Origin of the sequence: Streptodolium elevatio (genome assembly GCF_040649515.1) — a bacterium.
Taxonomy (GTDB): Bacteria; Actinomycetota; Actinomycetes; order Streptomycetales; family Streptomycetaceae; genus Yinghuangia; species Yinghuangia elevatio.
This window is the reverse complement of record NZ_JBEZFP010000010.1, coordinates 83,547-108,431: the sequence shown is the minus strand read 5'-3', so window position 1 is coordinate 108,431 and position 24,885 is coordinate 83,547. Positions and strand designations below refer to the sequence as shown.

Here is a 24,885-nt window from a genome sequence, read left to right as displayed (position 1 = left end):
TTCGTACCAGGCGTCCCCTCTGGAGCCCTTCGTGAGTACTAGCAAGCCACACGAGCCCGGGAAGTCCGAGGCGGAGCGGCCGCAATCGGGCCGCGAGAAGCGGCTGCGGGGCCCGTTCAAGCAGGAGCGGCGGCGCATCGCCGAATGGCGCCGCGGGCGCCCCTTCTGGGCCGGGTTCTTCATCCTGCTCGGTGCTCTGCCGATCCTCTACTTCCCGTACGCCACGCTGCAGGTCGGCGACGTGAGCGTGGCGATGAGCACGATGGCGGGGGCCGCGGCGGCGGTCATCGGCTGCGTGCTCATCCTGATGGGCCTGATGGTGTGGTTCCAGCCGCAGTTCCGGATCTACGCGGGTGTGACCGCGCTGGTCTGCGGGTTCATATCGTTCGTCACCTCGAACCTCGGCGGATTCTTCATGGGTCTGCTCTCGGTCACGATCGGCGGCTCGCTGGCGCTGGCGTGGTCGTACGACGAGGACGAGGGCGAGGTCCCGGCGGAAGACGCCGACGGGGCCACCGGCGCCGGTCCGTCGGAAGCCGAGGAACCGCGGGAGGACCCCGGCGCGTTCGCCGCGCCTGACGATGCGGCGGCACCAGGTGGTGCAGGCCTGGGGGAACCGTCGGCCGGGTCGGCGACCAGCCGGCCCGGCAGCACTCCTGACGCCCACTCTCCCGACCCCCACTCTCCCGACGCACTGGACGCCTCCGCCCGGACTTTGGGCGGCGTCGCGAAGTTCGGTGCCATCGCCGGGTTTCCGGCCGTGGCGCTCGTCGCGGCGCTCCTCCCCATGGCCGGGCCGAGCGAGCCGCTGCCGCCCAACCCGTTCGCGGACGGACCGTGCGTGAGCGCGAGCCCGTCCGCCCCGAGCACGGCCACGGCTACAGCCACGGCATCGGCATCGGCTTCGGCTTCGGCGACGGGCGCGCCTTCGCCGACGTCGGGTACGCCCACCGCGAAGGCGGCGCCGCCCACCGGCTCGCCGGCCACTCCCTCGCCGACCGCCAAGTCGACGCCCCCGGCGGCCGTTTCGCCCGCACCCGGGACCGCCGCCAAGGCGCCCGCGGCGGCGCCGACCACCGCGGGTGCCGTACCGCCCGCGGCACCCGTGGCGCCTCCGGCGCCGAACACCCCCGCTCCGGCCGCGACGACGCAGCAGCCGGGTGGTCTGCTGGGCCCGCTCCTGGACCCGCTGCTCGACCCGTTGCGGCAACTCGTACCGCCGTTCCTCCGACCCCCGGGAGCGTCCACGCCGCCACCCGTGGCGGCGCCCCCGGCGGCCGCGGCCGATCCCGCACCGCCGCCGAGCGCCCCGGCCTCGCCGCCCGTGGCGCAGGTCCCGCCGACGGCGGCCACGGCCCCCGCGAGCGCGCCCGCGACACCCAAGGCGGCGCCCGCGACGACCGAGTCCAAGACGGCTCCGACCACCAGTGCGAAGCCGTCGACGGCAACGGCAACGGCACCGGCCACTGCCACGCCCACACCTACTGCCACGACGGCCCCCGCGCCCACCGGCAGCAAGGCGCCGTACCCCTGCCCCGAGCAGGTCCCGCTCGACGCGGCCCCCGCGGCTCCGGGGGAGCCGGTGCTCCCCGACGAGCCGTGGATCCTCAAGACCAGCCTCCTCGCCATGGCCGGCATGGACTACAAGGGCGTCGTCGACGTCCGGACGGGCTCCGGGAAGACCAAGCCGGTCCTCAAGTTCGAGGTCAGCGGCGGCGTCGACATCTGGAACCTCGACATGACGTCGCCGGTGGACGGCAAGGGCAACCGCATCCACGTGTTCTCGGTCGACAACGTCAAGTCGTACATGAAGGACGGCACGGTGACCTTCTACACGGAGAGCCTCAAGGGCAACCTGTTCGGCCTGATCCCCATCGAGTTCACGCCGACCAGTCCGCCCCCGCTCAACGTGCCGGTCGCGTTTTTCACCGACGTCACCGTCCGGCAAGCCGGCCAGACGGGTGCGACGTTGGTGATCCCCGACCTCACCATGCGCTCCGAGAAAGCGTCCTGACCCGACGACCCCAAGACCCGCTCCCAAGACCCGCCACCCCCCAAGGATCGGCGGCCCCGCACACGGGGCCGCCGATTCGCCGTTCCCGTGGCGGCATACTCAGCAGGTGCGGGTCAGCAGGGTGACCGCCTCGGGGAGCGACTGCAGGACGGAAATCCCCGGCGGACGCGGGGAATTGGCCCAGCCGGGGCCGGCGGCGTAGACCGTGACGCCGGGGGCCCGGCGGAGCGCGGCGAGGGTGTGCGGGGCGGCTGTCTCGGGGGTCTGCGACCACAGGACGACCGCGGCGGGGGTGGTGCGGCGGACCGCGCGCAGGAGGGCGGCGTCGGGGAGGGCGGCGCCGAACATGCGTACGGGGACGCTCCGTTCGGCCAGCGCCGCGGACAACGCCTCCAACGGCAGCGTGTGCAGCTCGGACTCCGCGCACGCCAGCAGCGCCCCGCGGCCGTGCGGCGTCGGGCGCGGATCGGCCGCGGAAGGCGCGCGTACGCGGTGCAGCGCGGCCGACACGCACTGGGACAGCAGGTGTTCGACCTCCACGTACTTGTCCACCGCGACGGCGTCCGTGCCTCGCTCCCATTTGCGCCCCATGCCGAAGAGCACCGGCCGAGCCAGCTCCTCCCAGCCGTCGACGATGCCCTTCGTCGCGAAGTTCCGTTCCAGCAGCGCCCGTACGGTGTCCGCGTCCAGTCGCATCGCGGCACGCGCGAGGCCCTGCCCGGCCCGGCCCGCGCCTCGGACCGGCAGGGTCTCGCCGCCGCCGCGCCGCGGTGTGTCGCCGGTGTCACTGGTGTCGCTGGTGTCGCCGCGCGGCGCCGAGGCCGTCGTACGGGCGGCGATCCGTGCCGCGTCGGCGAGCGGCATGCCCTCGGCGACCAGCGCGCACATGCGTTCCAGCCGGGCCAGGTCCGCCGGGGTGTAGCGGCGGTGGCCGCCGGAGCTGACACGGCTCGCGCCCACGCCGTACCGGCGGTCCCAGCTCCGCAGTGTCGTGACGGCGACGCCGAGGCGGCGCGCGACGGCGCCCGCGGTGAACGAGGCCGGGTCCGAGGCGTCGCCCTCGGGGTCGGACGCGTCGGCCGGAGCCCCGTCGCGGGGGAGTTCGGACATGTCCTACGCCAATCGGATGCGGTGCGCCGGGGGGCGGGGACGGCCGCGGAACCGATGCACGATCGATGCAACTTGCATCCACCGTAGCTCGGAGGACCCTGAGATGCAGGGGATGCCGTTCCGGACACCATGCCTTGTGCAGGAGGGTCCCATGAAGCTTTCCGAGGAAATGCCCGTTGACCATCGGCTCGGTCAGGTGTACCGGTTCGGTGCGGGCTTCACCGGCTTGGTGCTGCTCGTCTTCGGCGCCCTCGGTTTCGCCGACCAGTTGTCGTTCTTCGACACGAACGGCGACAAGATCGCGGGCCTGGGCACCAACGGCGCGCTCAGCACGATCTCCGTGGTGGTGGGCCTGGTGCTCGTCGCCGGGGCGGTCGTCGGCGGCAACGCCGCCTCGACCGTGAACATCGTGGTCGGCACGCTCTTCGTGCTCAGCGGCTTCGTCAACCTTGCCCTGCTCGGCAAGGACGCCAACATTTTGGCGTTCCGCATGCCCAATGTGATCTTCAGCTTCCTGGTCGGCCTGATGGTGCTCACCTTTGGGCTGTACGGCCGAGTCAGCGGGGGCCTGCCCCACGACAATCCCTACTGGCGTGCCCGGCATCCCGACGTCGCCGCACGAGAGGAGGAAGCCCGCGAGCGGGCGCGGGTGGCGGCCCGCGCCCGACTCGCCGCCACGACGCACGAGCCTCCGCACGGCACGGGAGCGCCCCGGACACCGGGAACCGCCGAATGGTCCGCGTCCCCCGCCGAGCGCGCCCGGCGTGGCACCCTGAGGGAACCGGACACGGGCGCTGGATGACGTCGCACCCACGCTGCACCGACAGGCGGCCCCGCGCCCGGCCGACCCTGCCGCCCGTCGTCCCCCGACCCCGCCCGCGACCACGCCCCAGTCCGCGTCCGCGCCCGCGCCCCGGCCCCTCGATTTGGGACCGGTCGGCGGCCGGAACCGCGGGAACCCGCCGGAGTACGCCATGCACGACCCCGACACCGCCCCGGCGCCGACCGCGGAGAAACCCGGATCCGAGCGCGCGTCCCGCACGGCCCAAACCTCGGAAGGCCGTACGGCACGATCCGGCGCGGCGCAGCCAGGTACGGAGCCGTCCCGCACGGCCCCGTCCCTCTCGGGCGCCGCGCCCGTCTGCCTGGTCACCGGCGCCACCGGGTACATCGGCGGACGGCTGGTCCCCGAACTGCTCGCCACCGGCTACGCCGTACGCTGCCTCGCCCGCACCCCCGACAAGCTCCGCGACCATCCCTGGGCCAGCCGCGTCGACATCCGCAAGGGGGACGTGACCGACGCGGCGTCGCTGTCCGGAGCCTTCGACGGGGTCGACGTCGCCTACTACCTCGTGCACGGCCTCGGCGGCGGCCGGGACTTCGAGAGGGCCGATCGCGAGGCGGCCCGGCTGTTCGCGCGCGAGGCCAAGGCCGCGGGCGTACGCCGCATCGTCTACCTCGGCGGCCTGACCCCGGAAGGCGTCCCTGAACGCGAACTCTCGCCCCACCTGCGCTCGCGCACCGAGGTCGGCCGCATTCTGCTCGCGTCCGGCGTGCCGACCGCGGTGCTGCGCGCCGCCGTGGTGATCGGCTCCGGGTCGGCGTCCTTCGAGATGCTGCGCTACCTCACCGAGCGGCTGCCGGTCATGGTGACGCCGCGCTGGGTCGACACCCGGATCCAACCGGTCGCGGTACGCGACGTGTTGCGCTGCCTGGTCGGCGCCGCGGGGCTGCCCGAGGACGTGAACCGCACGTTCGACATCGGCGGCCCGGACGTCCTGACGTACCGCCAGATGATGCACGGCTACGCGAAGGTCGCCGGCCTGCCCGACCGGCTGATCCTGTCCGTCCCCGTGCTGACTCCGAGGCTTTCCAGCCACTGGGTCGGCCTCGTGACGCCCGTCCCCGGCGCGCTGGCCCGCCCGCTCACCGAGTCGCTCCGTCACGAAGTGGTCTGCCGGGAAACGGACATCGAACGCTACGTGCCCGACCTCCCCGGCGGCCCGATCGGCTTCCTCGACTCCCTCGAACTGGCGCTGCGCCGCGTACGGGAGGCCGACGTGGCCACCCGCTGGTCGTCGGCCGGCGTCCCCGGCGCACCCAGCGACCCCCTGCCCACCGACCCGGACTGGGCGGGCGGCAGCCTCTACACCGACGTGCGCGAACGCGACGTCGACGCGTCACCCGCCGAACTGTGGCGCGTGATCGAAGGCATCGGCGGCGAGAACGGCTGGTACTCCTTCCCGCTCGCCTGGGCGGTACGCGGCTGGCTGGACCGCCTCGTGGGCGGCGTCGGCCTGCGCCGCGGCCGCCGCGACGCCGCGCACCTCCGGGTCGGGGACTCGCTCGACTTCTGGCGCGTCGAGGAGATCCAGCCCGGCGAACTCCTGCGCCTGCGCGCCGAGATGCGGCTGCCCGGCCTGGCCTGGCTCGAACTCGCCGTCGACACCGGCGAGGACGGCTCGACGCGCTACCACCAGCGCGCCCTGTTCCACCCGCACGGCCTGAGCGGTCACCTCTATTGGTGGAGCGTCGCCCCGTTCCACGCCGCGGTATTCGGCGGCATGGCCCGCAACATCACCGCGGCCTGCCAGAAGTCGGCGCCCCAGCCGGCGCAGAGCGGCTCACGAACCGCCTGACCACCCCACGATCACGTGTTTGCGGTCGACGCCGGGACGGGCACGGACCACAAGTCACGGCGGCGGGCCCGGACCGCATCCCTCGGTCCGGGCCCGCCGGGTGGCGGCGCCGGTTTTGTACGGGTGGGTCGGACCGGCTCAGGGCTTGAGGGTCCAGCCCGGGTTCGTCGTGCAGGTGGCGGGTGTCTGGCCCTGCACGTACCGCAGGAAGTCGGCGAGGTCGTTCTTCCAGAACGGCCAGGTGTGGTCGCCGGATCCGGTGCACACGCGCGGGTACACGCCCTTGGCCTTGAGGTTGTTGTGCATGTCCACGACAGAGCCGTGGATCGCGCCGTCACCCTGGTCGGTTCCGGAGTACAGGGCCAGCTTGGTGTACGGGTTGTACTTCTCGGCCGTCGCCAGCTTCACCGGGTTCTGCGCGTCCCATTGCTCGGTCGGGCCGAACACCTGGTGCGGGCCCCACAGCCAGCCCAGCGGGTACTGGTACTGGGCCAGGTTCGGCGTACTCGCGCTGTACGGGCCGATGAACGCACCCGGCGCGGTGGGCGCGAGCGGCACCTGCACCACCGAGCCGTGGATGAGCGACTGCGCCCACGGCATCTCGATGTTGGTGCCGGGGGAGAAGCCCGCCGCCGCGGAGAACAGGTTGTTGTAGCGGCCCGCGTACCGCAGCGCCCCGTAGCCGCCCATGGACAGGCCCGCGATGTACCGCCCGGCCTTGGTCCCGGTCGTGTTGAAGTTCGCGTCGATCCACGGCACCAGCTGCTGCATGTGGAAGGTCTCCCACTGCGGCGCGATGTTGCCGTTGGTCCCGGTCACCCAGTTGCTGTACCAGCCCGCGTTGCCGCCCTCCGGCATCACCACGATCTGGTTGAAGCCCGCCGCCGCGGTGATCGAGGCGATGTCGCCCTGCGTGGACCAGTCGTCGAAGTCGCCGTTGCCGCCGTGCAGCAGGTACAGCGTCTTGTACGGAGTAGCCGGGTTCGTCTGGTAGTTGGTCGGCAGCAGGATGCGGACCTTGATCGACGGGCGCAGCGGCGTGACGGTGGGCTGCGCCGGGTCGACGCGCTTGTAGATCGCGTCCGTGGTCAACGTGACGTCGTACAGCGGCGCGGAGCCGGCCACCGGTACCAGTTGGCCTGCCGTGATGCCGTGCGAGACCGGTGCGGGCAGGGTCGGCGGCGTCGGGGCCGCGGCCGCGGGGGACGGCCATGCGAGCCCCGCGGCGGCCAGCGCGACCGCCGCCGCGGCGGTCGCCAGCCTGCGGGGAAGTACGCGGCGGCTCGGGACGGTTGATCGCGTGCGCATGGATTCCCTTCGGAACTTCACGGCCGCACTTCTCGGCCTCGGAACGACGTGTGCCCGGCCACCGTCGCGGTGGCCGGGCACTGGCGTATTGGAGAAAACCGACGGAAAACCGAAAAGGCGGCAGCTGTTACCGAGGGTTCAACCAAATGGTGGCGAGTGGCGGCAGCGTGAGGTTCGCCCAGCCGGACTCGTCGGTCCGGATCTCGCCCTCGTTGCGGACGTTGCCGCCGCCGTAGACGTCGGCGTCGGTGTTGAGCACTTCGGTCCACACGCCCGCCGAGGGCAGGCGCACGCCGAAGTCCTGCCGTACCAGCGGCGAGAAGTTGCAGACCGCGACCAGGAGTTCGCCGTTCGCGCCGTGCCGGATGAAGGACAGCACGTTGTCCGCCGCGTTCCCGCCGTCGATCCACGTGAAGCCGTCCGGCGTGGTGTCGCGCGCCCACAGCGCCGGCGAGTCGCGGTAGATCCCGTTGAGGTCCCGGACCAGGCGCTGCACGCCCTGGTGTTCCGCGTGGTCGAGCAGCCACCAGTCCAGCCCGTGCGCCTCCGACCACTCGGCGTCCTGCGCGAACTCGGTTCCCATGTAGAGCAGTTGCTTGCCGGGATGGGACCACATGAAGCCCAGGTACGCCCGCGTGTTGGCCATCTGCTGCCACCGGTCGCCCGGCATCTTGTGCAGCAGCGACTTCTTGCCGTGCACGACCTCGTCGTGGCTGATCGGCAGCACGTAGTTCTCGCTCCACGCGTACATCAGCGAGAAGGTGATGTCGTTGTGGTGGTACTGGCGGTGGATCGGCTCCTTCTGGATGTACTCCAGCGAGTCGTGCATCCACCCCATGTTCCATTTCAGGCCGAATCCCAGGCCGCCGTGCGACGTCGCGCGCGTCACGCCGTCCCACGCGGTGGACTCCTCGGCGATCGTGACGATGCCCGGCGCCCGCCGGTACACCGTCGCGTTCATCTCCTGGAGGAAGGCCACGGCGTCCCAGTTCTCGCGCCCGCCCTCGGCGTTGGGCGCCCAGTCGCCGCCCTCGCGCGAGTAGTCGAGGTACAGCATCGAGGCGACCGCGTCGACGCGCAGGCCGTCGATGTGGAACTCCTCGCACCAGAACACCGCGTTCGCGACGAGGAAGTTGCGCACCTCGTGGCGGCCGTAGTCGAAGACGAGCGTTCCCCAGTCCGGGTGTTCGCCGCGCCGCGGATCCGGGTGCTCGTACAGCGGCGTGCCGTCGAAGCGCGCGAGGGCCCAGTCGTCCTTGGGGAAGTGCGCGGGCACCCAGTCGACGATGACGCCGATCCCGGCCCGGTGCAGCGCGTCCACCAGGTGCCGGAAGTCGTCGGGGGAGCCGAAACGGGACGTGGGGGCGTAGTAGGAGGTGACCTGGTAGCCCCACGAGCCGCCGAACGGGTGCTCCGCCACCGGCAGGAACTCCACGTGTGTGAAGCCCATGTCCTTCACGTAGGCCGGGAGTTGCTCGGCAACCTCGCGGTACGACAGGCCCGGTCGCCACGACCCGAGGTGCACCTCGTACACGCTCATCGGCAGCGCGTGGTGCTCGCGCCCGGCCCGGGCCGCCATCCACTCCTCGTCGCCCCAGGCGTACCACGAGGTGTTCACCACCGAGGCCGTCTGCGGCGGGACCTCGGTCGCGAACGCCATCGGGTCGGCCTTCTGCCGCAGATGCCCGTCGCGGCCCATGATCTCGTACTTGTACTTCGCGCCGTCGCCCACGTCGGGCACGAACAGCTCCCACACGCCCGACGATCCGAGCGACCGCATCGGGTGCGCGGTGCCGTCCCAGTAGTTGAAGTCACCGACCAGGCGCACGCCCTGCGCGTTGGGCGCCCACACCGCGAAGGACGTGCCGGTGATCGTCTCGCCCCGGGTCTCGTACGCCTGCACGTGCGCGCCGAGCACCGTCCACAGCTTCTCGTGCCGGCCCTCGCTGATCAGATGCAGGTCGAACTCGCCGAGCGTGGGCAGGAAGCGGTACGGGTCGTCGGTCACCAGCACGGTGCCCTCGTACGTCACCTCCAGCCGGTAGTCCGGCACCTTCTCGCCCGGCAGCACGCCGGAGAACAGGCCGTCGGCCTCGTGCGTCAGTTCGTACCGCCGCTCCTCCGCGACGACGACCACGCGCTCGGCCCACGGGCGCAGCACCCGCAGCACGACGCCGTCGACCCCGCCCGCCCCCGGATGGGGGCCCAGGACGGAGTGCGGGTCGTGGTGCGCGGCGTCCAGCACGCGCCGCAGCTCGGCCGGATCGACCGGCGGCGGCACCGCGGCGGGCACGACGTCGGTGAGGACGGATTCCACGGGGTCCACCAGGTGAGTGGGCGTCACGTTGTTGACCTCCAGGGGTGGGCGGGAACGTCCCGCACGGCTCAGTGCGGCTGGGGCGCCCGGTCGGCAAGACGACGGATCGCGGACATCGGGACAGGGAGCCACGTGGGGCGGTTTCCGGACTCGTACACGACCTCGTAGACCGCCTTGTCGGTCTCGAAGGCGCGCAGCAGCACCGGTTCGGCGCGCGGGTCGACCGCACCGGCTTTGGCGTACCCGGCGCAGAAGGCGTCGCGGTTGCGCATCGCCCACTCCTCGGCCCGGCGCACCAGGTGCGGCGCGGGGCTCCCGGCGCCGCCCGCGCGGCGCTCGGCGAGCAGGTGGCGCGCGGCGTAGTCGAAGGAGCGCAGCATCGCCGCGACGTCGCGCAGCGGCGAGTGCAGCGCCCGCCGTTCGACCAGCGGCTGGGCCGGCTCGCCCTCGAAGTCGATGAGCACCCACCGGGTGGCGGTGCGCATGACCTGGCCGAGGTGGAAGTCGCCGTGGATGCGCTGCAGCGGCACCGGGTGGTCCTCGCGGCCCAGGCGCGCCAGGTCGCGGTACGCGTCGCGCAGCCGGTCCGCGAACGGCGCGAGGTCGGCCACGACCTCCGTCGCGGCGTCCAGGCGGCGGCTCATCTGCTCGGCGAGGGCCGCGAGCTGCTCCTCGCCGGCGGTCTCGGTGGGCAGCGTACGGGCCAGGTCCGCGTGCACCTCGGCGGTGGCCACGCCGAGCCGGAAGGACTCCCCGGCGAAGTCGCCGCCGACCTCGTGGGCGCGCAGCGCGTCCGCCGAGCCGATGCCGTGCAGGTCCTGGTCGGCGTACAGGTCGCGGACCGAGGTCTTGGCCAGTTCCCAGCCGTCGGTGCCGGTGCGCAGGTACTCCTGGAGCAGGCCGAGGGTCGTGGTCTCGCCGCCGAACTCGGACTCGAACCAGGCGACCGGCTGCGGGATGCGCCGGGAGCCGGCGTCCGCGAGGGCGAGGCAGAGCTCCAGGTCCGGGTTGACCCCGGGGGTGAGCCTGCGGAACAGCTTCATGATGACGTCGTCGCCGAAGACGATCGAGGTGTTGGACTGCTCGGCGCCGACCACCAGACCGGCGAGCCGGGTGCGCGGCGGGCGGTCGGCGTACCGGTGGAAGACCAGCGGCCCGGCCGCGGCGGGCCGGTCGACCGTCGCGTCGGCGAACCGTTCCAGCAGCCACCGCGACAACTCGCTGTCGTGGGCGGCGTCGTAGAGCACCGTGCCGTCGTGCGTGCCCCCGCGCACCCGGCCGATCGTCGCGTAGTCGAGCCGGTCGATGCGCCACCGGCGCACGCCGAGGAGGAGTTGGTAGTGGTCGACGGCGGCCGGGTGCCCGGCGGCGGCCTCGTGCTCGACGGCGAGCACGACGTGGAACATCGCCGGATCGCCCCGGACCACCTCGACCGCGGAGACCACCCGGACCCCTCGGATCGTCCGGCCCTTGCCGGCGAACCATCTCTGCCGCGGCAGCCAGGGCAGCAGCTGTCCGCAGACGGCATCCACCGGAATACCGCGCAGGTCATGGGGTCGGGTGGACTCTGTCACAGCGTTCGCGCTCCCCGGGTGAGTCGGAACCAGTAGAAACCGTGCCCCGCCAGCGTCAAGAGATACGGAAGTTCGCCGATTGCCGGGAAAGTCACCCCGCCGAGCAGCTCGACGGGCTGGTATGTCTCGAACTGGCGCAGGTCGAGCTCGGTCGGCTGGGCGAACCGGGAGAAGTTGTGGACGCACAGCACGATGTCGTCCTCGTACTCGCGCAGGAACGCGAGAACCGACGGGTTGGAAGAGGACAGTTCGTTGTAGACGCCCAGCCCGAAGGCCGGGTTCTGCTTGCGGACCTCGATCATCCGGCGGGTCCAGTGCAGCAGCGAGGACGCGCTGCTCATCTGGGCCTCGACGTTGGTGACCTGGTAGCCGTAGACCGGGTCCATGATGGTCGGCAGGTAGAGGCGGCCCGGATCGCACGCCGAGAACCCGGCGTTGCGGTCGGGCGTCCACTGCATGGGCGTACGCACGCCGTCGCGGTCGCCGAGCCAGATGTTGTCGCCCATGCCGATCTCGTCGCCGTAGTACAGGACGGGCGAGCCCGGTAGCGACAGCAGCAGCGCGGTGAACAGCTCGATCTGGTTGCGGTCGTTGTCCAGGAGCGGCGCGAGGCGGCGGCGGATGCCGACGTTGGCGCGCATGCGCGGGTCCTTGGCGTACTCCGCGTACATGTAGTCGCGCTCTTCGTCCGTCACCATCTCGAGTGTCAGCTCGTCGTGGTTGCGCAGGAAGATGCCCCACTGGCAGTTGAGCGGGATCGACGGCGTGCCGGCCAGGATCTCCGAGACCGGGTAGCGCGATTCGCGGCGCACGGCCATGAAAATGCGCGGCATGACGGGGAAGTGGAACGCCATGTGGCACTCGTCGCCGTCGCCGAAGTAGTCGACGACGTCCTCGGGCCACTGGTTGGCCTCGGCGAGCAGCACCGTGTCGGGGTACTTGTCGTCGATCTCCTTGCGCACCCGCTTGAGGAACTCGTGGGTGGCCGGCAGGTTCTCGCAGTTCGTGCCCTCTTCGGCGAAGAGGTACGGGACCGCGTCGAGCCGGAAGCCGTCGATGCCCAGGTCGAGCCAGAACCGCAGGCCCGCGAGCATTTCCTCCTGGACGCGCGGGTTCTCGTAGTTCAGGTCCGGCTGGTGGCTGAAGAAGCGGTGCCAGAAGTACTGCTTGCGGACCGGGTCGTACGTCCAGTTGGACGTCTCGGTGTCCACGAAGATGATGCGGGCGTCGCCGTACTGCTTGTCGTCGTCGGCCCAGACGTAGTAGTCGCCGTACGGCCCGTCGGGGTTGTTGCGCGACTCCTGGAACCACATGTGCTGGTCGCTGGTGTGGTTCATGACGAAGTCGATGACGACCCGCATGCCGCGCTTGTGCGCCGCGTCGACGAACTCGACGAAGTCGGCCAGGTCCCCGAACTCCGGCAGCACCGCCGTGTAGTCGGCGACGTCGTAGCCGCCGTCGCGCAGCGGCGACGCGAAGAACGGCGGCAGCCACAGGCAGTCGACACCCAGCCATTGCAGGTAGTCGAGCTTGGCCGTCAGACCCTTCAGGTCGCCGCAGCCGTCGCCGTTGCTGTCCTGGAACGAGCGGACCAGGACCTCGTAGAAGACCGCGCGCTTGAACCACAGCGGGTCGCGGCGGCTGCGGGGTGTGTCGTCAAAAGTGTCGGAGATGGGTTCATTGACGATCACGGGTTGTTCCTCCGGACCGAGAAGAGATGCGCGGGTTCGAGTGCCGGGTCGAGGCGCACATAGTTGTGCTGACCCCAGCGGTAACTCGCCCCGGTGAACTCGTCGTGCACCGGGAACGTGTCCTGCCAGTCCATGCCGAGGGAAGGCATGTCCAAGGACACGGTGGCCTCGTGGATCGCGTGGGGGTCGAGGTTCACCACGACCACCACGAGATCGTCCGCGGCACCCGTTCGGGTGCGCTTGGAGAAGGCCATCACCGCATCGTTGTCGGTGTGATGGAATCTGAGGTTTCGCAGATGTTGCAGCGACGGATGGTGTCGGCGCACCCGGTTAAGAATCGTCAGGTACGGCGACAGCGACCGCCCCTCGCGCTCCGCCGCCGCCCAGTCCCGCGGGCGGTACTGGTACTTCTCGGAGTCGAGGTACTCCTCGCTCCCCGGCGCCACCGCGACGTGCTCGAACAGTTCGAACCCCGCGTACACGCCCCAGGTCGGGGACAGCGTGGCGGCCAGCGCGGCCCGGATCTTGAAGGCCGCCGGCCCGCCGTACTGGAGTGACGCGTGCAGGATGTCCGGCGTGTTGACGAAGAAGTTGGGGCGCATGTACGCCGCAGCGTCGCCGGACAGCTCGGTCAGGTACTCCTGGAGCTCGTCCTTGCCGGTACGCCAGGTGAAGTACGTGTAGGACTGCTGGAACCCGATCTTCGCCAGCGTGTGCATCATCGCCGGCCGGGTGAACGCCTCGGCCAGGAAGATCACGTCGGGGTCGCGCCCGTTGACCTCGGCGATGACCTTCTCCCAGAAGACCACCGGCTTGGTGTGCGGGTTGTCGACGCGGAAGATCCGCACGCCGTGCTTCATCCAGAAGCGCAGCACCCGCAGCGTCTCGCGCACGATGCCCTGGAAGTCCTCGTCGAAGTTGACCGGGTAGATGTCCTGGTACTTCTTCGGCGGGTTCTCCGCATAGGCGATCGATCCGTCAGCCCTTCGGGTGAACCACTCGGGGTGCTTCTCGACCCACGGGTGGTCCGGCGAGACCTGGAGCGCGAAGTCGAGCGCGACCTCCAGACGCAGTTCGCGGGCCCGCGCCACGAACGCGTCGAAGTCCTCGATGGTGCCCAGGTCGGGGTGCACGGCGTCGTGGCCGCCCTCCGGCGAGCCGATCGCCCACGGCGACCCGGGGTCGTGCGGCCCGGCCTCCAGCGTGTTGTTGGGCCCCTTGCGGTACGCCGTGCCGATCGGGTGAATCGGCGGCAGGTACACGACGTCGAAGCCCATCGCGGCGATCGCGGGCAGGCGCTCCATCGCGGTGCGGAAAGTCCCGGAGCGGGGCGGCAGGACGCCCGCGGGGTCGACCTCGGCGCCCTCCGAGCGCGGGAAGAACTCGTACCACGAGCCGAACAGCGCGCGCTGCCGCTCGACCTGGAGCGGGAACCGGGGGCTGGAGGTCACCAGTTCGCGCAGCGGGTGGGCGGCCAGCGCGGCGGTCACCGAGGGGGCCAGGGCCGCGGCGAGGCGTACCTCCGGCTCCTTCCCGGTGTCGCGGAGCACGTCGACCGCGTCCAGCACCGGCGCCCGGCCAGCGCGCTTGGGCACGCCCTCGGCGGCGCGCTCCAGCAGCAGCGCGCCCTCCTCGAGCATGAGCTCGACGTCCATCCCGGCCGGCACCTTGATCTCGGCGGCGTGCCGCCAGGTGCCGATCGGATCGCTCCACGCCTCGACCGCGTACGACCACATGCCCTCCGACGGCGGAGTGATCTCCGCGTGCCATCTGTCGGTGCCGGGCGCGCCCTGCGTCATCGGCAGGTACGGGCCCTGGCGTCCGCGGCGATCGCGGAGCACGAGGTTCACGCCGAGGGCGTCGTGTCCTTCGCGGAACACCGTCGCGGTGATCTCGAAGGACTCGCCCGCGACACAGCGCACGGGGCGCGTGCCGCAGTCGACGAGGGGCTGGACGTCGAGGATGGGGATGCGACCGATCATCGGCTCCGGTCCTGCTGCGTGGGGAACGGCGGGTGCGTGGGCCGTGGCAGCGGCGGCTCGGGTCGCGCCCGGCTTCTTCGCGGGTGCGGCCGCGGTCGTCTTCCGAGGGGATCGGACCGGCGCACCCGGACGCTTCCTGGCCGCACTGCCCATGCCCACGCTCCTGCTCGACTGCCCGGTAACGGCGATTGCGACACGTGATCTCACCCGCGAAGAGGTGGGCGAGGGACGCGCTCGTTCAACGATCACGACGGCAGGCGGGGCACGGTCCAAATGGCGCAATTACCGCATGGATACCGTCCGCTGGGCCTGCGGCTGGTTCAGTTGTCGGCACTTGCTGCAAGATCTTGCCATCCCTGCAAACACCACGCATCCACTGTCGCAAGTCATGCCGGGTTCCGGCTAGGGTCTGGTGGCTGTGAGAGCAATCCGCCGTTTCACCGTGCGCACGGTTCTGCCCGCTCCACTGGAGCCCCTCGGCCAGCTGGCGATGAACCTCCGCTGGTCCTGGCACGCGGAAACCCGTGACCTGTTCGAGTCCATCGACCCGGAGACCTGGGCCGCAGTCGGCCAGGATCCCGTCCGCCTGCTCGGCGCGGTGCCGACCGACAAGCTCGCCGCGCTCGCCGAGGACCGCAGATTCCTGGCCCGACTGACGGTCGCGGCGGGGGATCTCAACGACTACCTGACCGGTGCCCGCTGGTACCAGTCGCTGCCCGAGCCGGGCAGCACCCCCGACGGCGCCCCCGCCGCGATCGCCTATTTCTCCCCCGAGTTCGGCATCACCGCGGCCCTGCCGCAGTACTCCGGCGGCCTCGGCATCCTGGCCGGGGACCACCTCAAGGCCGCGAGCGACCTCGGCGTCCCGATCATCGGCGTCGGCCTGCTCTACCGGCACGGCTACTTCCGGCAGTCGCTGTCGCGCGACGGCTGGCAGCAGGAGCGCTACCCGCTGCTCGACCCCAACGAACTCCCGCTCACGCTGGTCCGGCACCCGGACGGTACGCCGGCCCGCATCCTCATCGGCCTGCCCGGCGGCCGCGAACTGCACGCCCGCATCTGGAAGGCGCAGGTCGGACGCGTCCCGCTGCTGCTGCTCGACTCCGACATCGAGGAGAACGAGCCCTTCGAGCGCGAGGTGACCGACCGGCTGTACGGCGGCACCAGCGAGCACCGCCTGCACCAGGAAATGCTGCTCGGCATCGGCGGCGTCCGCGCCGTCCGCGAGTTCTGCGCGCTCACCGGCCACCCCCAGCCCGAGGTCTTCCACACCAACGAGGGCCACGCCGGGTTCCTGGGCGTCGAGCGCATCCGCGAGTACCACGAAAGCAGCGGCCTCGACTTCGACGCCGCCCTCGAAGCGGTCCGCGCCGGGACGGTGTTCACCACCCACACCCCGGTGCCGGCGGGCATCGACCGCTTCGACCGCGAGCTGATCGCCCGGCACTTCGGCGGCGACAACGAAGCCCCCGGCGTACCCGTCGAGCGGGTGCTCGCGCTGGGCGCCGAGACGTTCCCGGGCGGCGAGCCGGGCGTGTTCAACATGGCCGTCATGGGCCTGCGCCTGGCCCAGCGCGCCAACGGCGTCAGCGAACTGCACGGGCACGTCAGCCAGGGCATGTTCGCGGGACTGTGGCCGGGATTCGACCCCGCCGAGGTGCCCATCGGGTCGATCACCAACGGTGTGCACGCCCCCACCTGGGTGGACCGCGACGTCCTGGAGCTGGCGGCCCGCGAGATCGGCCCGGAGCTGACCGAGGAGGCGCACGGCTGGACCGCGATCGAGCAGATCCCGGCCCAGGCCGTGTGGGACCTGCGGCGCACGCTGCGGGCGAAGCTGGTCACCGAGGCCCGCGTACGGCTGCGCGACTCGTGGCGCCTGCGCGGCGCCGGCGACGCGGAACTCGGCTGGACCGAGCACGCGTTGGACCCCGACGTGCTGACCATCGGGTTCGCCCGGCGCGTGCCGTCGTACAAGCGCCTCACCCTCATGCTGCGCGACAAGGAGCGCCTGCGCGGCTTGCTGCTGCACCCCACCCGCCCGATCCAGATCGTCGTCGCGGGCAAGGCGCACCCGGCCGACGAGGGCGGCAAGCGGCTCGTCCAGGAACTGGTGAAGTTCTCCGACCAGGAGGACGTGCGCCACCGCATCGTCTTCCTGCCCGACTACGACATCGCCATGGCGCAGCACCTCTACCCGGGTTGCGACGTCTGGCTCAACAACCCGCTGCGCCCGCTGGAGGCGTGCGGCACGTCGGGCATGAAGGCCGCGCTCAACGGGTGCCTCAACCTGTCGATCCTCGACGGCTGGTGGGACGAGTGGTACGACGGCTCGAACGGCTGGGCCATCCCCACCGCCGACGGCGTCGAGGACCCGGACCGCCGCGACGACCTGGAGGCCAACGCCCTCTACGACCTGGTCGAGCACAACGTGGCGGCCCGGTTCTACGACCGGGGGCCGGACGGACTGCCGAGCCGGTGGCTCGAAATGGTCCGTCACACCCTGGTGTCGCTGGGCCCGAAGGTCCTCGCGTCGCGCATGGTCAAGGACTACGTCGACAGCCTGTACGCGCCGGCCGCGCTCGGCGCCCGCTCCATGGCGGCCGACGAACTGGTCGGGGCGAAGACCCTGGCGGCCTGGAAGGCCGAGGTCCGCGGTGCGTGGCCGCAGGTCCGCGTGGACCACGTCGAGTCCGGCGGGATAGGAGACGCCCCCGAGGTCGGCAACACGCTCGACCTGCGGGTGTTCGTGAGCCTGGGCGACCTGCGCCCCTCGGATGTCGAGGTGCAGGTCGTGCACGGCCGGGTCGACGGCGCCGACGCGATCGTGGACGGGGCGGTGGCCCCGCTCAAGCCGGTACGCCGCGACGAGCACGGCCGCTGGTTCTACGAGGGGTCGCTCGCCTTGGACCGAACGGGTCCGTTCGGCTACACCGTTCGGGTGATGCCCGCCCACGCGCTGCTGGCCACTCCGGCGGAACTCGGACTCATCGCCGTCCCGGCGGACGGCGAAGGCGTCGCCGACGGACTGCCGTTGCGCTGAACGAGTGATCCTCGGCCGCAGTCCGGGCGATCAGGTGTGGTGGGAACCCGCGGTGAACGCACCGCGTGAACACATCGCGGGGCCGGGATCACGGGATCGGGGTCCGTGGATCGGGGTCCCTGGATCGGGGTCGCGGGTTCGGGATCCTGAGAACGGGATCGCGGGATTGGGGTCCCCGGTTCTGGATCCTGGGAACAGGACTGCGCGACCGGGGTTGCAGGGATGGGGTCCTGAACCGGACCGCGGGAACGGGGTCACCGGTTCGGGATCCCGGGCACAGGACTGCGGGACCGGGGCCGCGGGATCGGGGTCACCGGGTCGGGATCCGGAACGGGGTCGCGGGAACGGGTCCTGGCAACGGAGCCCGGGAACGGGCCGCGGAACGGGCCCGGGAACTCGGCCCCGGAAGCGGGGCCGCGGGAACGGCGGCACCGGATCGGGTCCTGGCAACGGGAGTGCGGGAACGGGGTCACCGGTTCGGGACCTGGAACGGGACTGCGGGAACGGGGGATCCCGGAACGGGATCGCGGGAACGGGGTCCCTGGACGGTCCCTGGACCGGGGTCGCGGGTTCGGGATCCTGGGAACAGGACTGCGGGATCGGGGCCACCGGTTCTGGATCCTGGGAACAGGACTGCGGGACCGGGGTCACCGGTTCGGGACCTGGAACGGGACTGCGGGAACGGGGGATCCCGGAACGGGATCGCGGGAACGGGGTCCCCGGACGGGGTCCCCGGACGGGGTCCCTGGACGGGGTCCCTGGACCGGGGTCGCGGGTTCGGGATCCTGGGAACGGGACTGCGGATCGGGGCCACCGGTTCTGGATCCTGGGAACAGAACTGCGGGACCGGGGTCACCGGTTCGAGACCCGGAGCGGGGGCCTGGGAACGGGGGCACCGGTTCGGGATCCCGGAACGGGGTCGCAGGAACGGGTCCTGGGAACGGAGCCCGGGAACTCGGCCCCGGGAACGGGGCCGCGGGAACGGCGGCACCGGATCGCGATCCCGGGAACAGGACTGCGGGACCGGGGTCACCGGTTCGAGACCTGGAGCGGGGGCCTGGGAACGGGGGCACCGGTTCGGGATCCCGGAACGGGGTCGCAGGAACGGCGGCACAGGTTCGGTCTTGGGAACGGGCCTCGGGATCGGGGTCACCGGCTCGGGAGTTGCTGGATCGGGGTCGTCGGATCGGAGCCCCGGAAACGTACCGCAAGAGCGGGAACGCACCGTGAACGCACCGGGGCGGTGCGGCCGGAGTTGGGTCCGGTCGCACCGCCCCGCGGTGTTACGTGTGTTCGAGTGTGCCGACGCTACGTTGTTTCGGGTGGCCGGGGGGCGAGCCCGGCACCTTGGGGTGGCGGCGGACGTTCCCGAGATATGGAAGGGGCGGGAGGAGGGGGCGGGTTGGGAGCGTGGTGACCCGTGCGTGGTGACCCACGCGTGGTGACGCTTGCATCGTGATCCACGCGTGGCGACGCTCGTGTCTCCCGTACGGCGTCGCGTCGGCAACGTCGGTGGCATCGGCGACCGCTGGACCGGCATGCACTTCCTGCCGCAGGCACCGACACGACCCGGCGCTACCGGCTCATCGTCGTCGTAGGCCGTAGTAGCCGACGCCGCCGAGCAGGGCGACGCCCAGGACGATGCCGACCGGCAGCGCGATCTTGCTCGCCGTCGAGTCGTCGTCCTCGGCCGACGCGGACTTGCCGGGCAGGTCGACGCTCTCGCCGCCCTTGCCGGTCTGCTCCTTGCCGTTCTGGCCGGAGTTCCCGGTCGCCTGGCCGCCGGTCGCGGCCTGGCCCTGGCTGCCGCCGGTCGCCGCGGCGGCCGCGGTCTCGCCGTCGAACGCGAAGATTGGGTCGGTGCCGGGACGCGGCGTACCGCCGACCTCGATACTCAGGTCGATCGGCACGACCAGGCCCATACCCTCCTCCGGGGGCTCGGCGACCTGGAGTTGGATGTAGTAGGTGCCGGGCACGGCGTACCCGTTCGGGTCGAAGCTGCCGGCGTCCTCCGGACGGGCGATCTGCCAAGGCCCGCACGTCCGCTCGAAGCGGCCCTTCTCGCGCTGGATCAGCTTGACGACGCTGGAGTCCTTGGGGTCGCACGTCGTCGGGTTGCGGGTGGCGTTGAAGATCTTCACGCTCCACCCCGCCGTGATGCTGTTGGGGAAGTCGTGCGGGATGTCGACGCCCGCCTTGACCGTGAGCTGCTGCCCGGCCTTCAGGTCCACGCGCCAGAACGGCGCCTCGCCGACCGCGATGCTCTGCTTGTACGTGCCCGGCCCGATCGGCGTCGCGCTGTTGAACGAGAAGCCGCCCACCGCGTCGGGCCCGGTCTTCACCGGGACGTCCTTCGCCGTGGCCCCGCCGCTCTTCGTCTCCGCGATACCGACCAGCAGTTCGAGGGGCATCGGCATGTCGCCCGCATCGGTGACCTTGTTCTCGATCATGATGCAGCCGATGTCGTTCGGCGGCGGCGTGCCCTTGTCGTCCGGCTTGCTGCGCGCGCCCGCGGTGATCACGTTCGCCCAGCCCACCGACTGCTCGTACTGCCGCAGCCAGTCGTCCGGGTCCCCGCTGCCGACGGTCCCGGCCTGCACCGTCAGACCGGCGCCGCGCCCGTAGCCCTCCTCCGCGACGGCCGTCGCGGAGACCTGGAGGAGCTGGTCCGGACGCTTCTTGACCTGGTAGTACACATCGCGCCCGCCGGTGAGGTTGTCCAGGTATTGCCCCGGTGTGATCATCGGCGCGTCGGCGCAGCCCTCGATCGAGCCCTTGATGGGCGTGCCGGTCGCCTGGTACGTCGTCCACGCCTTGCGGAAGAGCGTGCTCAGGTTCGTGGTGAGCGCGTCGGCGTTGTCCGCGTCGGCGTACGACCCGCCGCTCACCTGGGCGATGCACTTGAGTTGGTCGCGGGCGGCGCCGCTGGTCTTGAAGCCGACCGCGTCGACGGCCAGGTCTATGCCCTGGGCCTTGAGTTCGCGGGCCACGTCGCAGGGCGGCGGGGGTGCGCAGGTGTCCTCGCCGTCGGAGACCAGCACGATGCGGCGCTTGCCGTTCGTACCCACGTCCTTGGCCGCCTCGCGCAACGCGACGCCGATGGGCGTGAAGCCCACGGCGTTCATGGCGGCGACGCGCTGCTTCGCGTCGGTGCGCGCGGCGGCGTCCATGGTCTTGACCGGAAAGAGCTGCTGGGTGTCCGCGCAGCCCGGGCCCTTGTCCTGACCGCTGTACGTGGCCCCGTACACCCGCAGGCCCAACTGCGCGCTCTCCGGCGCGGTGTCGATGATGCGGCCCACCGCCTGCTTGGCGGCGGCGAGGCGGGTTTGGCCGCCCGCGTCGTTCTCCTTCATCGAACCGGACAGGTCCAGCACCAGTTCGATCTTCGGCGGGGGTTCGCCCTCGGCCGGCGCCGCGTGGGCACTGGTGGCGGAGGGCAGGAGCCCGCCGAGCACGAGGGCCGGTACGGCGAGCGCCGTGGCCCGCATGCGACGGTTTCTGGTGTTCATGGCTCCATTTCCTTCGTCGTGGTTCTCGGTGCCCGCGTCGCGGTGGTGTTCCGGCGCGTCGGTTCACGCGTCCGTTCACGTGTTCGTTCGATGTGGCGGCCCGGTGAGCCGGTGAGTTCAGCGGCGCCGCAGGCCGTAGTAGCCGACGCCGCCGAGCAGCGCGACGCCCATGACGATGCCGATCGGCAGTGCCAGCTTCCGCGCCGAGGAGTCGTCCGAGCCGCCGTCTGCGGACGTCGACTCGCCCGGCAACTCGGCCGTGCCCGACGCGCCTTCCGTGCCTTTCCCGCCCTGGGTGCCCGGCTGCTGCGACCCGTTGCCGGGGGCGCCGGACCCGCCGGTCCCGCCCGTCGTCGGCGCGTTGCCGGTCCCGTTCGCCGACTGCGCCGCACCGCTCCCGGGCGGCACCGAAGCGCCGCCGAAGTCGAAGACCGGGGCGGGTTCGGCGCGCGGCGTACCCTCGACGCCGACGACCATGTCGATGGGGACGACGCGCCCGACGGCGCTCTCGGCGGGCTCGGCGACGGCGAGCTGGATGTAGTAGGTCCCGGGGGTGGCGTACTCGAAGTTGTTGCTCCGGATCTCCTCGGGGTCGGCGATCTCCCAGGGCCCGCACGACACTTCGAAGCGGCCTTTCAGGCGGTCGAAGAGCTGGATGCGGCCGGAGGAGTCGGTGGCGCAGATCGTCTCCTTCCGCATCTCGTTGAACGTCGCGACGGTGAACGCCATCGTGGTGGCGTACGGGAAGTCCCCTGGCGTCTCGACACCGCCCTTGATCGACAGGCGCTGTCCCGGCCGCACGTCGACGCGCCACATCGGGAACTCGCCGACCGTGAGGTTCTGCCGGTACGTGCCGGGGGCGATCGGCGTCGCGTTCTGGAACGAGGAGCCGCCCACCGCGTCGGCCCCGGTACGCACCTGCTGCGGCGCCTGCGGTACGGCCGCCTTCGCGGGGTCGCCGTCGGCGAGGCCGATCAGCAGTTCGACGGGGAACGCCGGGTCGTCCTTGGCGCTGATGCGGTTGTTGATCCTGATGCAGCCCATGTCGTCGGGCGGCAGCGGACGGGGGTCGTCGTTCGGGTCCTGGACTTCGCTCCGGGCACCGGTGGAAAGGACGTTCGCCCAGCCGACCACCGTGGCGAACGAGCGCAGCCAGCCCTCCGGCTTGGTGTCGGCCGGCATCGGTCCGGCGAACACCTCGATGCTGGAGCTTCGGGTGAAGCGGTGTGCCAGCACGACCGTCGTGCTGACCTGGAGGAGCTGGCCGGGGGCCTTCTTCACGCGGTAGTAGAGATCCTTCTCACCGGGCAGGCTGTCCACGTACTGGCCGGGCGTCACGACCGGCGCGTCCTTGCAGTCGACCGTCGAGCCTTTCACGGGTGTTCCCGAGGTCTGGTAGCTCTTGCCCCGGTAGTCCTCCGGTTCGGCCGATGCGGAGGACGCGGGCAGGATTCCGACGAGCATGAGCACGGGTATTGCGAGCACGGCGGCGCGCGAGCGTCGTGTTCGGATGGTCATGGACTCCGGCTCCTTGTCGTCGCTCCCATGCCGCAAACTCCGCGGAGCCACGATCGTAGGGATCATGCGGCGCGGCAGACAGCACTAGGGACCCTCGCGTATCCCTCGTGACCTGCCGGTCGTGCCGGTCCTGCCGTGCGTGCCGTGCGTGAAGCGCTTCACGCACGACAGGCACGGCCCGCACGACAGGCACGACCATCGATCAGCGCCGTCGCAGACCGTAGTAGCCGACGCCCGCGAGCAGCAGTACGGCGGCCGCGATACCGACGGGCAGCGCGAGTTCCTCCGCGGTGGACTTGTCGTCCCGCGCCGCCGACGTCGGCTCGCCGGCCAGTTCGGCGCCGTTCGCCCCCGGTGTCTGGCCGGGCCGGGCCGCGCCCGCCGCGCTGCCGTCACCGCCGGTGGCCGCGGCACCGTTCCCGGTCCCGGTCGACGCCGGCGTACCGCCGAAGTCGAAGACGAGCCGGGGCTCGGTGCGCGGCGTGCCGTCGACGGCCACGGTCAGGTCGACCGGGATCACCGCGCCCAGCGCCTCTTCGGGCAGCGAGCCGAGGCCCAGCGCGATGTAGTACGTGCCCGGCTCGCTGAACCCGGCGTTCTGGACGCTCGTGTCGTTCGGCTTGGCGATCTCCCAGGTGTCGCACACCTTTTCGACGCGGCCGGTGCGTGAGCCGATCAGCTCGATCGCGCCCCGGCTGGTGGAGCAGCCCACGCTGTCGCGCTGCGGGTTGAACAGCAGGACGCCGAGGCCGGAGTTGGGCGAGTACGGCAGGTCCGCGGGGATCTGCGCCCCGGCCTTGACGGTCAGGCGCTGACCGGCCTTGAGGTCGACGCGCCAGATCGGCCACTCGCCGACGGCGATGCTCTGCTTGTGCGTACCGGCACCGATCGGGGTGGCGCTGTTGAACGAGAAGCCGCCGGTCGCGTCCGCACCGGTCTTGGGGGTCGGCGCGGCCACGGACTTGCCGGCGCTCTTGGCGAGGTCGGCGTCCGCGAGGCCGATCTGGAGTTCGAGCGGGAAGCGCTTCTCGGTCGGGTCGGTCACATGGTTCTCGATCATCACGCAGCCCTCGTCACCGGGCACCGAGTCGGGGGTGGAGCCGGGCTTGGGAGCCTCGGTCCGGCCGCCGACGGACAGCACGTTCGCCCATCCGGTGCTCTGGCTGAAGGCGCGCATCCACCCGCGCGGGTCGCCCGTCGGGGTCATGGGCCCGGCGTCGATCTCGATGTTCGAGTGCTGGATCGACGGCGTCAGCGCGACCGTGGCGCTCACCTGGAGGATCTGGTCGGGTGTCTTCTTGACGCGGTAGTACTGCTTGCCGCCCGTGGTGACGGCGTCGAGGTACTGCCCGGGGCCGATCAGCGGTGCCTCGGCGCAGTTGGTGGTCGAGGCCTGCACCGGAATCCCGGTGGCGTTGTACGTCGTCCAGGCACGGCGGAACAGGGTGCTCAGGTTGGCGGTGAGCGCGTCGGCGTCGGCCGCGTCCGCGTATTCGCCCCCGGACACCTGCGCGATGCACTTGAGTTGGTCGCGGGCGGCGCCGCTGGTCTTGAAGCCGACGACGTCGACGGCCAGGTCGATGCCCTGGGCCTTGAGTTCGCGGGCCACGTCGCAGGGCGGCGGGGGTGCGCAGGTGTCCTCGCCGTCGGAGACCAGCACGATGCGGCGCTTGCCGTCGGTGCCGACGTCCTTGGCCGCTTCGCGCAGGGACACCCCGATGGGCGTGAAGCCGACCGCGTTCATCCCGGCCACGCGCTGCTTCGCGGCGGTACGCGCGGCGGCGTCCATGGTCTTGACCGGGAACAACTGCTGGGTGTCCGCGCAACCTTCGGGTTTGTTCTCGCCCGCGTAGGTGGCGCCGTAGACGCGCAGTCCGAGGGCGGCGTCGGCAGGTGCCGTGTCGATGATGCGGCCCACCGCCTGCTTGGCGGCCGCGAGGCGGGTCTGACCGCCCGCGTCGTTCTCCTTCATCGAACCGGACAGGTCCAGCACCAGTTCCATCTTCGGCGGCGGCCCGGCCTCCGCGGCCGAGGCCGCGACCGGCGCGGCAGGTGTGGACGGTGCGGCGGGCGCGGCCTGGGCGGCACCGGCGGACAGAAAGCCCCCGAGCATGAGAGCCGGGAGCACGAGCACCGAGGCACGCGTACGTCGGGTTCGGACGGTCATGGACCCGCTTCCT

At 71.4% G+C, this 24,885-nt stretch carries 13 protein-coding genes; 4 read left to right on the top strand and 9 right to left on the bottom strand.

Annotation, left to right across the window (positions count from 1 at the left end; translation table 11 throughout):
- Positions 1–31: 31 nt before the first annotated feature.
- On the top strand, positions 32–2,014 hold the full coding sequence (locus tag AB0C36_RS06185; protein ID WP_358349958.1) for a DUF6114 domain-containing protein: 1,983 nt from the start codon (positions 32–34) through the stop codon (positions 2,012–2,014).
- Positions 2,015–2,113: 99 nt separating this feature from the next.
- On the opposite strand, the gene AB0C36_RS06180 is transcribed toward AB0C36_RS06185, so the two are convergent.
- Positions 2,114–3,124: a MerR family transcriptional regulator gene (locus tag AB0C36_RS06180; protein WP_358349956.1), complete on the bottom strand. Its 1,011-nt coding sequence runs from the start codon at positions 3,122–3,124 to the stop codon at positions 2,114–2,116.
- 151 nt (positions 3,125–3,275) lie between these two features.
- Here AB0C36_RS06180 and AB0C36_RS06175 point away from each other — a divergent pair, with 151 nt between their 5' ends.
- On the top strand, positions 3,276–3,926 hold the full coding sequence (locus AB0C36_RS06175) for a DUF4383 domain-containing protein (RefSeq protein WP_358349953.1): 651 nt from the start codon (positions 3,276–3,278) through the stop codon (positions 3,924–3,926).
- 172 nt (positions 3,927–4,098) lie between these two features.
- Positions 4,099–5,763 carry an SDR family oxidoreductase gene (locus AB0C36_RS06170; RefSeq protein WP_358349951.1) on the top strand — a complete coding sequence of 555 codons (1,665 nt, stop codon included), beginning with the start codon at positions 4,099–4,101 and terminating at the stop codon, positions 5,761–5,763.
- A 138-nt stretch (positions 5,764–5,901) separates the two neighbouring features.
- Here the strand turns inward: AB0C36_RS06170 and AB0C36_RS06165 are convergent, their stop codons facing one another.
- The 5 genes from AB0C36_RS06165 to AB0C36_RS06145 all read right to left on the bottom strand — a co-directional run bounded on the left by AB0C36_RS06165 (position 5,902) and on the right by AB0C36_RS06145 (position 14,635).
- Entirely contained in the window at positions 5,902–7,071 is a 1,170-nt protein-coding gene (locus tag AB0C36_RS06165) for an alpha/beta hydrolase (RefSeq protein ID WP_358349948.1), read from the bottom strand.
- 127 nt (positions 7,072–7,198) lie between these two features.
- Positions 7,199–9,415 carry a 1,4-alpha-glucan branching protein GlgB gene (gene glgB / locus AB0C36_RS06160; RefSeq protein WP_435838990.1) on the bottom strand — a complete coding sequence of 739 codons (2,217 nt, stop codon included), beginning with the start codon at positions 9,413–9,415 and terminating at the stop codon, positions 7,199–7,201.
- A gap of 41 nt (positions 9,416–9,456) precedes the next feature.
- Entirely contained in the window at positions 9,457–10,962 is a 1,506-nt protein-coding gene (locus AB0C36_RS06155) for a maltokinase N-terminal cap-like domain-containing protein (RefSeq protein WP_358349946.1), read from the bottom strand.
- On the bottom strand, positions 10,959–12,653 hold the full coding sequence (gene treS, locus AB0C36_RS06150) for a maltose alpha-D-glucosyltransferase (protein ID WP_358349943.1): 1,695 nt from the start codon (positions 12,651–12,653) through the stop codon (positions 10,959–10,961). The genes AB0C36_RS06155 and treS overlap by 4 nt, the downstream gene beginning before the upstream one ends.
- Positions 12,650–14,635 (bottom strand): alpha-1,4-glucan--maltose-1-phosphate maltosyltransferase, encoded by a 1,986-nt coding sequence (locus tag AB0C36_RS06145; protein ID WP_358349942.1) that lies wholly within the window; start codon positions 14,633–14,635, stop codon positions 12,650–12,652. The genes treS and AB0C36_RS06145 overlap by 4 nt, the downstream gene beginning before the upstream one ends.
- 418 nt (positions 14,636–15,053) lie before the next feature.
- Between AB0C36_RS06145 and glgP the strand changes: the two genes are divergently transcribed.
- The gene (gene glgP, locus AB0C36_RS06140) at positions 15,054–17,678 is read left to right on the top strand and encodes an alpha-glucan family phosphorylase (RefSeq protein WP_358349939.1); all 2,625 of its coding nucleotides are present in this window, start codon (positions 15,054–15,056) and stop codon (positions 17,676–17,678) included.
- A 1,583-nt stretch (positions 17,679–19,261) separates the two neighbouring features.
- Here glgP and AB0C36_RS06135 read toward each other — a convergent pair.
- The 3 genes from AB0C36_RS06135 to AB0C36_RS06125 all read right to left on the bottom strand — a co-directional run bounded on the left by AB0C36_RS06135 (position 19,262) and on the right by AB0C36_RS06125 (position 24,872).
- Positions 19,262–21,187 (bottom strand): VWA domain-containing protein, encoded by a 1,926-nt coding sequence (locus tag AB0C36_RS06135; protein ID WP_358349936.1) that lies wholly within the window; start codon positions 21,185–21,187, stop codon positions 19,262–19,264.
- A gap of 117 nt (positions 21,188–21,304) precedes the next feature.
- On the bottom strand, positions 21,305–22,705 hold the full coding sequence (locus AB0C36_RS06130) for a hypothetical protein (protein ID WP_358349933.1): 1,401 nt from the start codon (positions 22,703–22,705) through the stop codon (positions 21,305–21,307).
- A gap of 202 nt (positions 22,706–22,907) precedes the next feature.
- Positions 22,908–24,872 (bottom strand): VWA domain-containing protein, encoded by a 1,965-nt coding sequence (locus tag AB0C36_RS06125; RefSeq protein ID WP_358349930.1) that lies wholly within the window; start codon positions 24,870–24,872, stop codon positions 22,908–22,910.
- Between the last annotated feature and the right edge of the window lie 13 nt (positions 24,873–24,885).

Excerpts from the sequence above, each read along its gene's own strand:
- AB0C36_RS06165 (WP_358349948.1), bottom strand. The coding sequence starts at position 7,071 with ATGCGCACGCGATCAACCGTCCCGAGCCGCCGCGTACTTCCCCGCAGG.
- AB0C36_RS06180 (WP_358349956.1), bottom strand. The coding sequence starts at position 3,124 with ATGTCCGAACTCCCCCGCGACGGGGCTCCGGCCGACGCGTCCGACCCC.
- AB0C36_RS06125 (WP_358349930.1), bottom strand. The coding sequence starts at position 24,872 with ATGACCGTCCGAACCCGACGTACGCGTGCCTCGGTGCTCGTGCTCCCG.
- AB0C36_RS06130 (WP_358349933.1), bottom strand. The coding sequence starts at position 22,705 with ATGACCATCCGAACACGACGCTCGCGCGCCGCCGTGCTCGCAATACCC.
- AB0C36_RS06145 (WP_358349942.1), bottom strand. The coding sequence starts at position 14,635 with ATGATCGGTCGCATCCCCATCCTCGACGTCCAGCCCCTCGTCGACTGC.
- AB0C36_RS06170 (WP_358349951.1), top strand. The coding sequence starts at position 4,099 with ATGCACGACCCCGACACCGCCCCGGCGCCGACCGCGGAGAAACCCGGA.
- AB0C36_RS06135 (WP_358349936.1), bottom strand. The coding sequence starts at position 21,187 with ATGAACACCAGAAACCGTCGCATGCGGGCCACGGCGCTCGCCGTACCG.
- AB0C36_RS06175 (WP_358349953.1), top strand. The coding sequence starts at position 3,276 with ATGAAGCTTTCCGAGGAAATGCCCGTTGACCATCGGCTCGGTCAGGTG.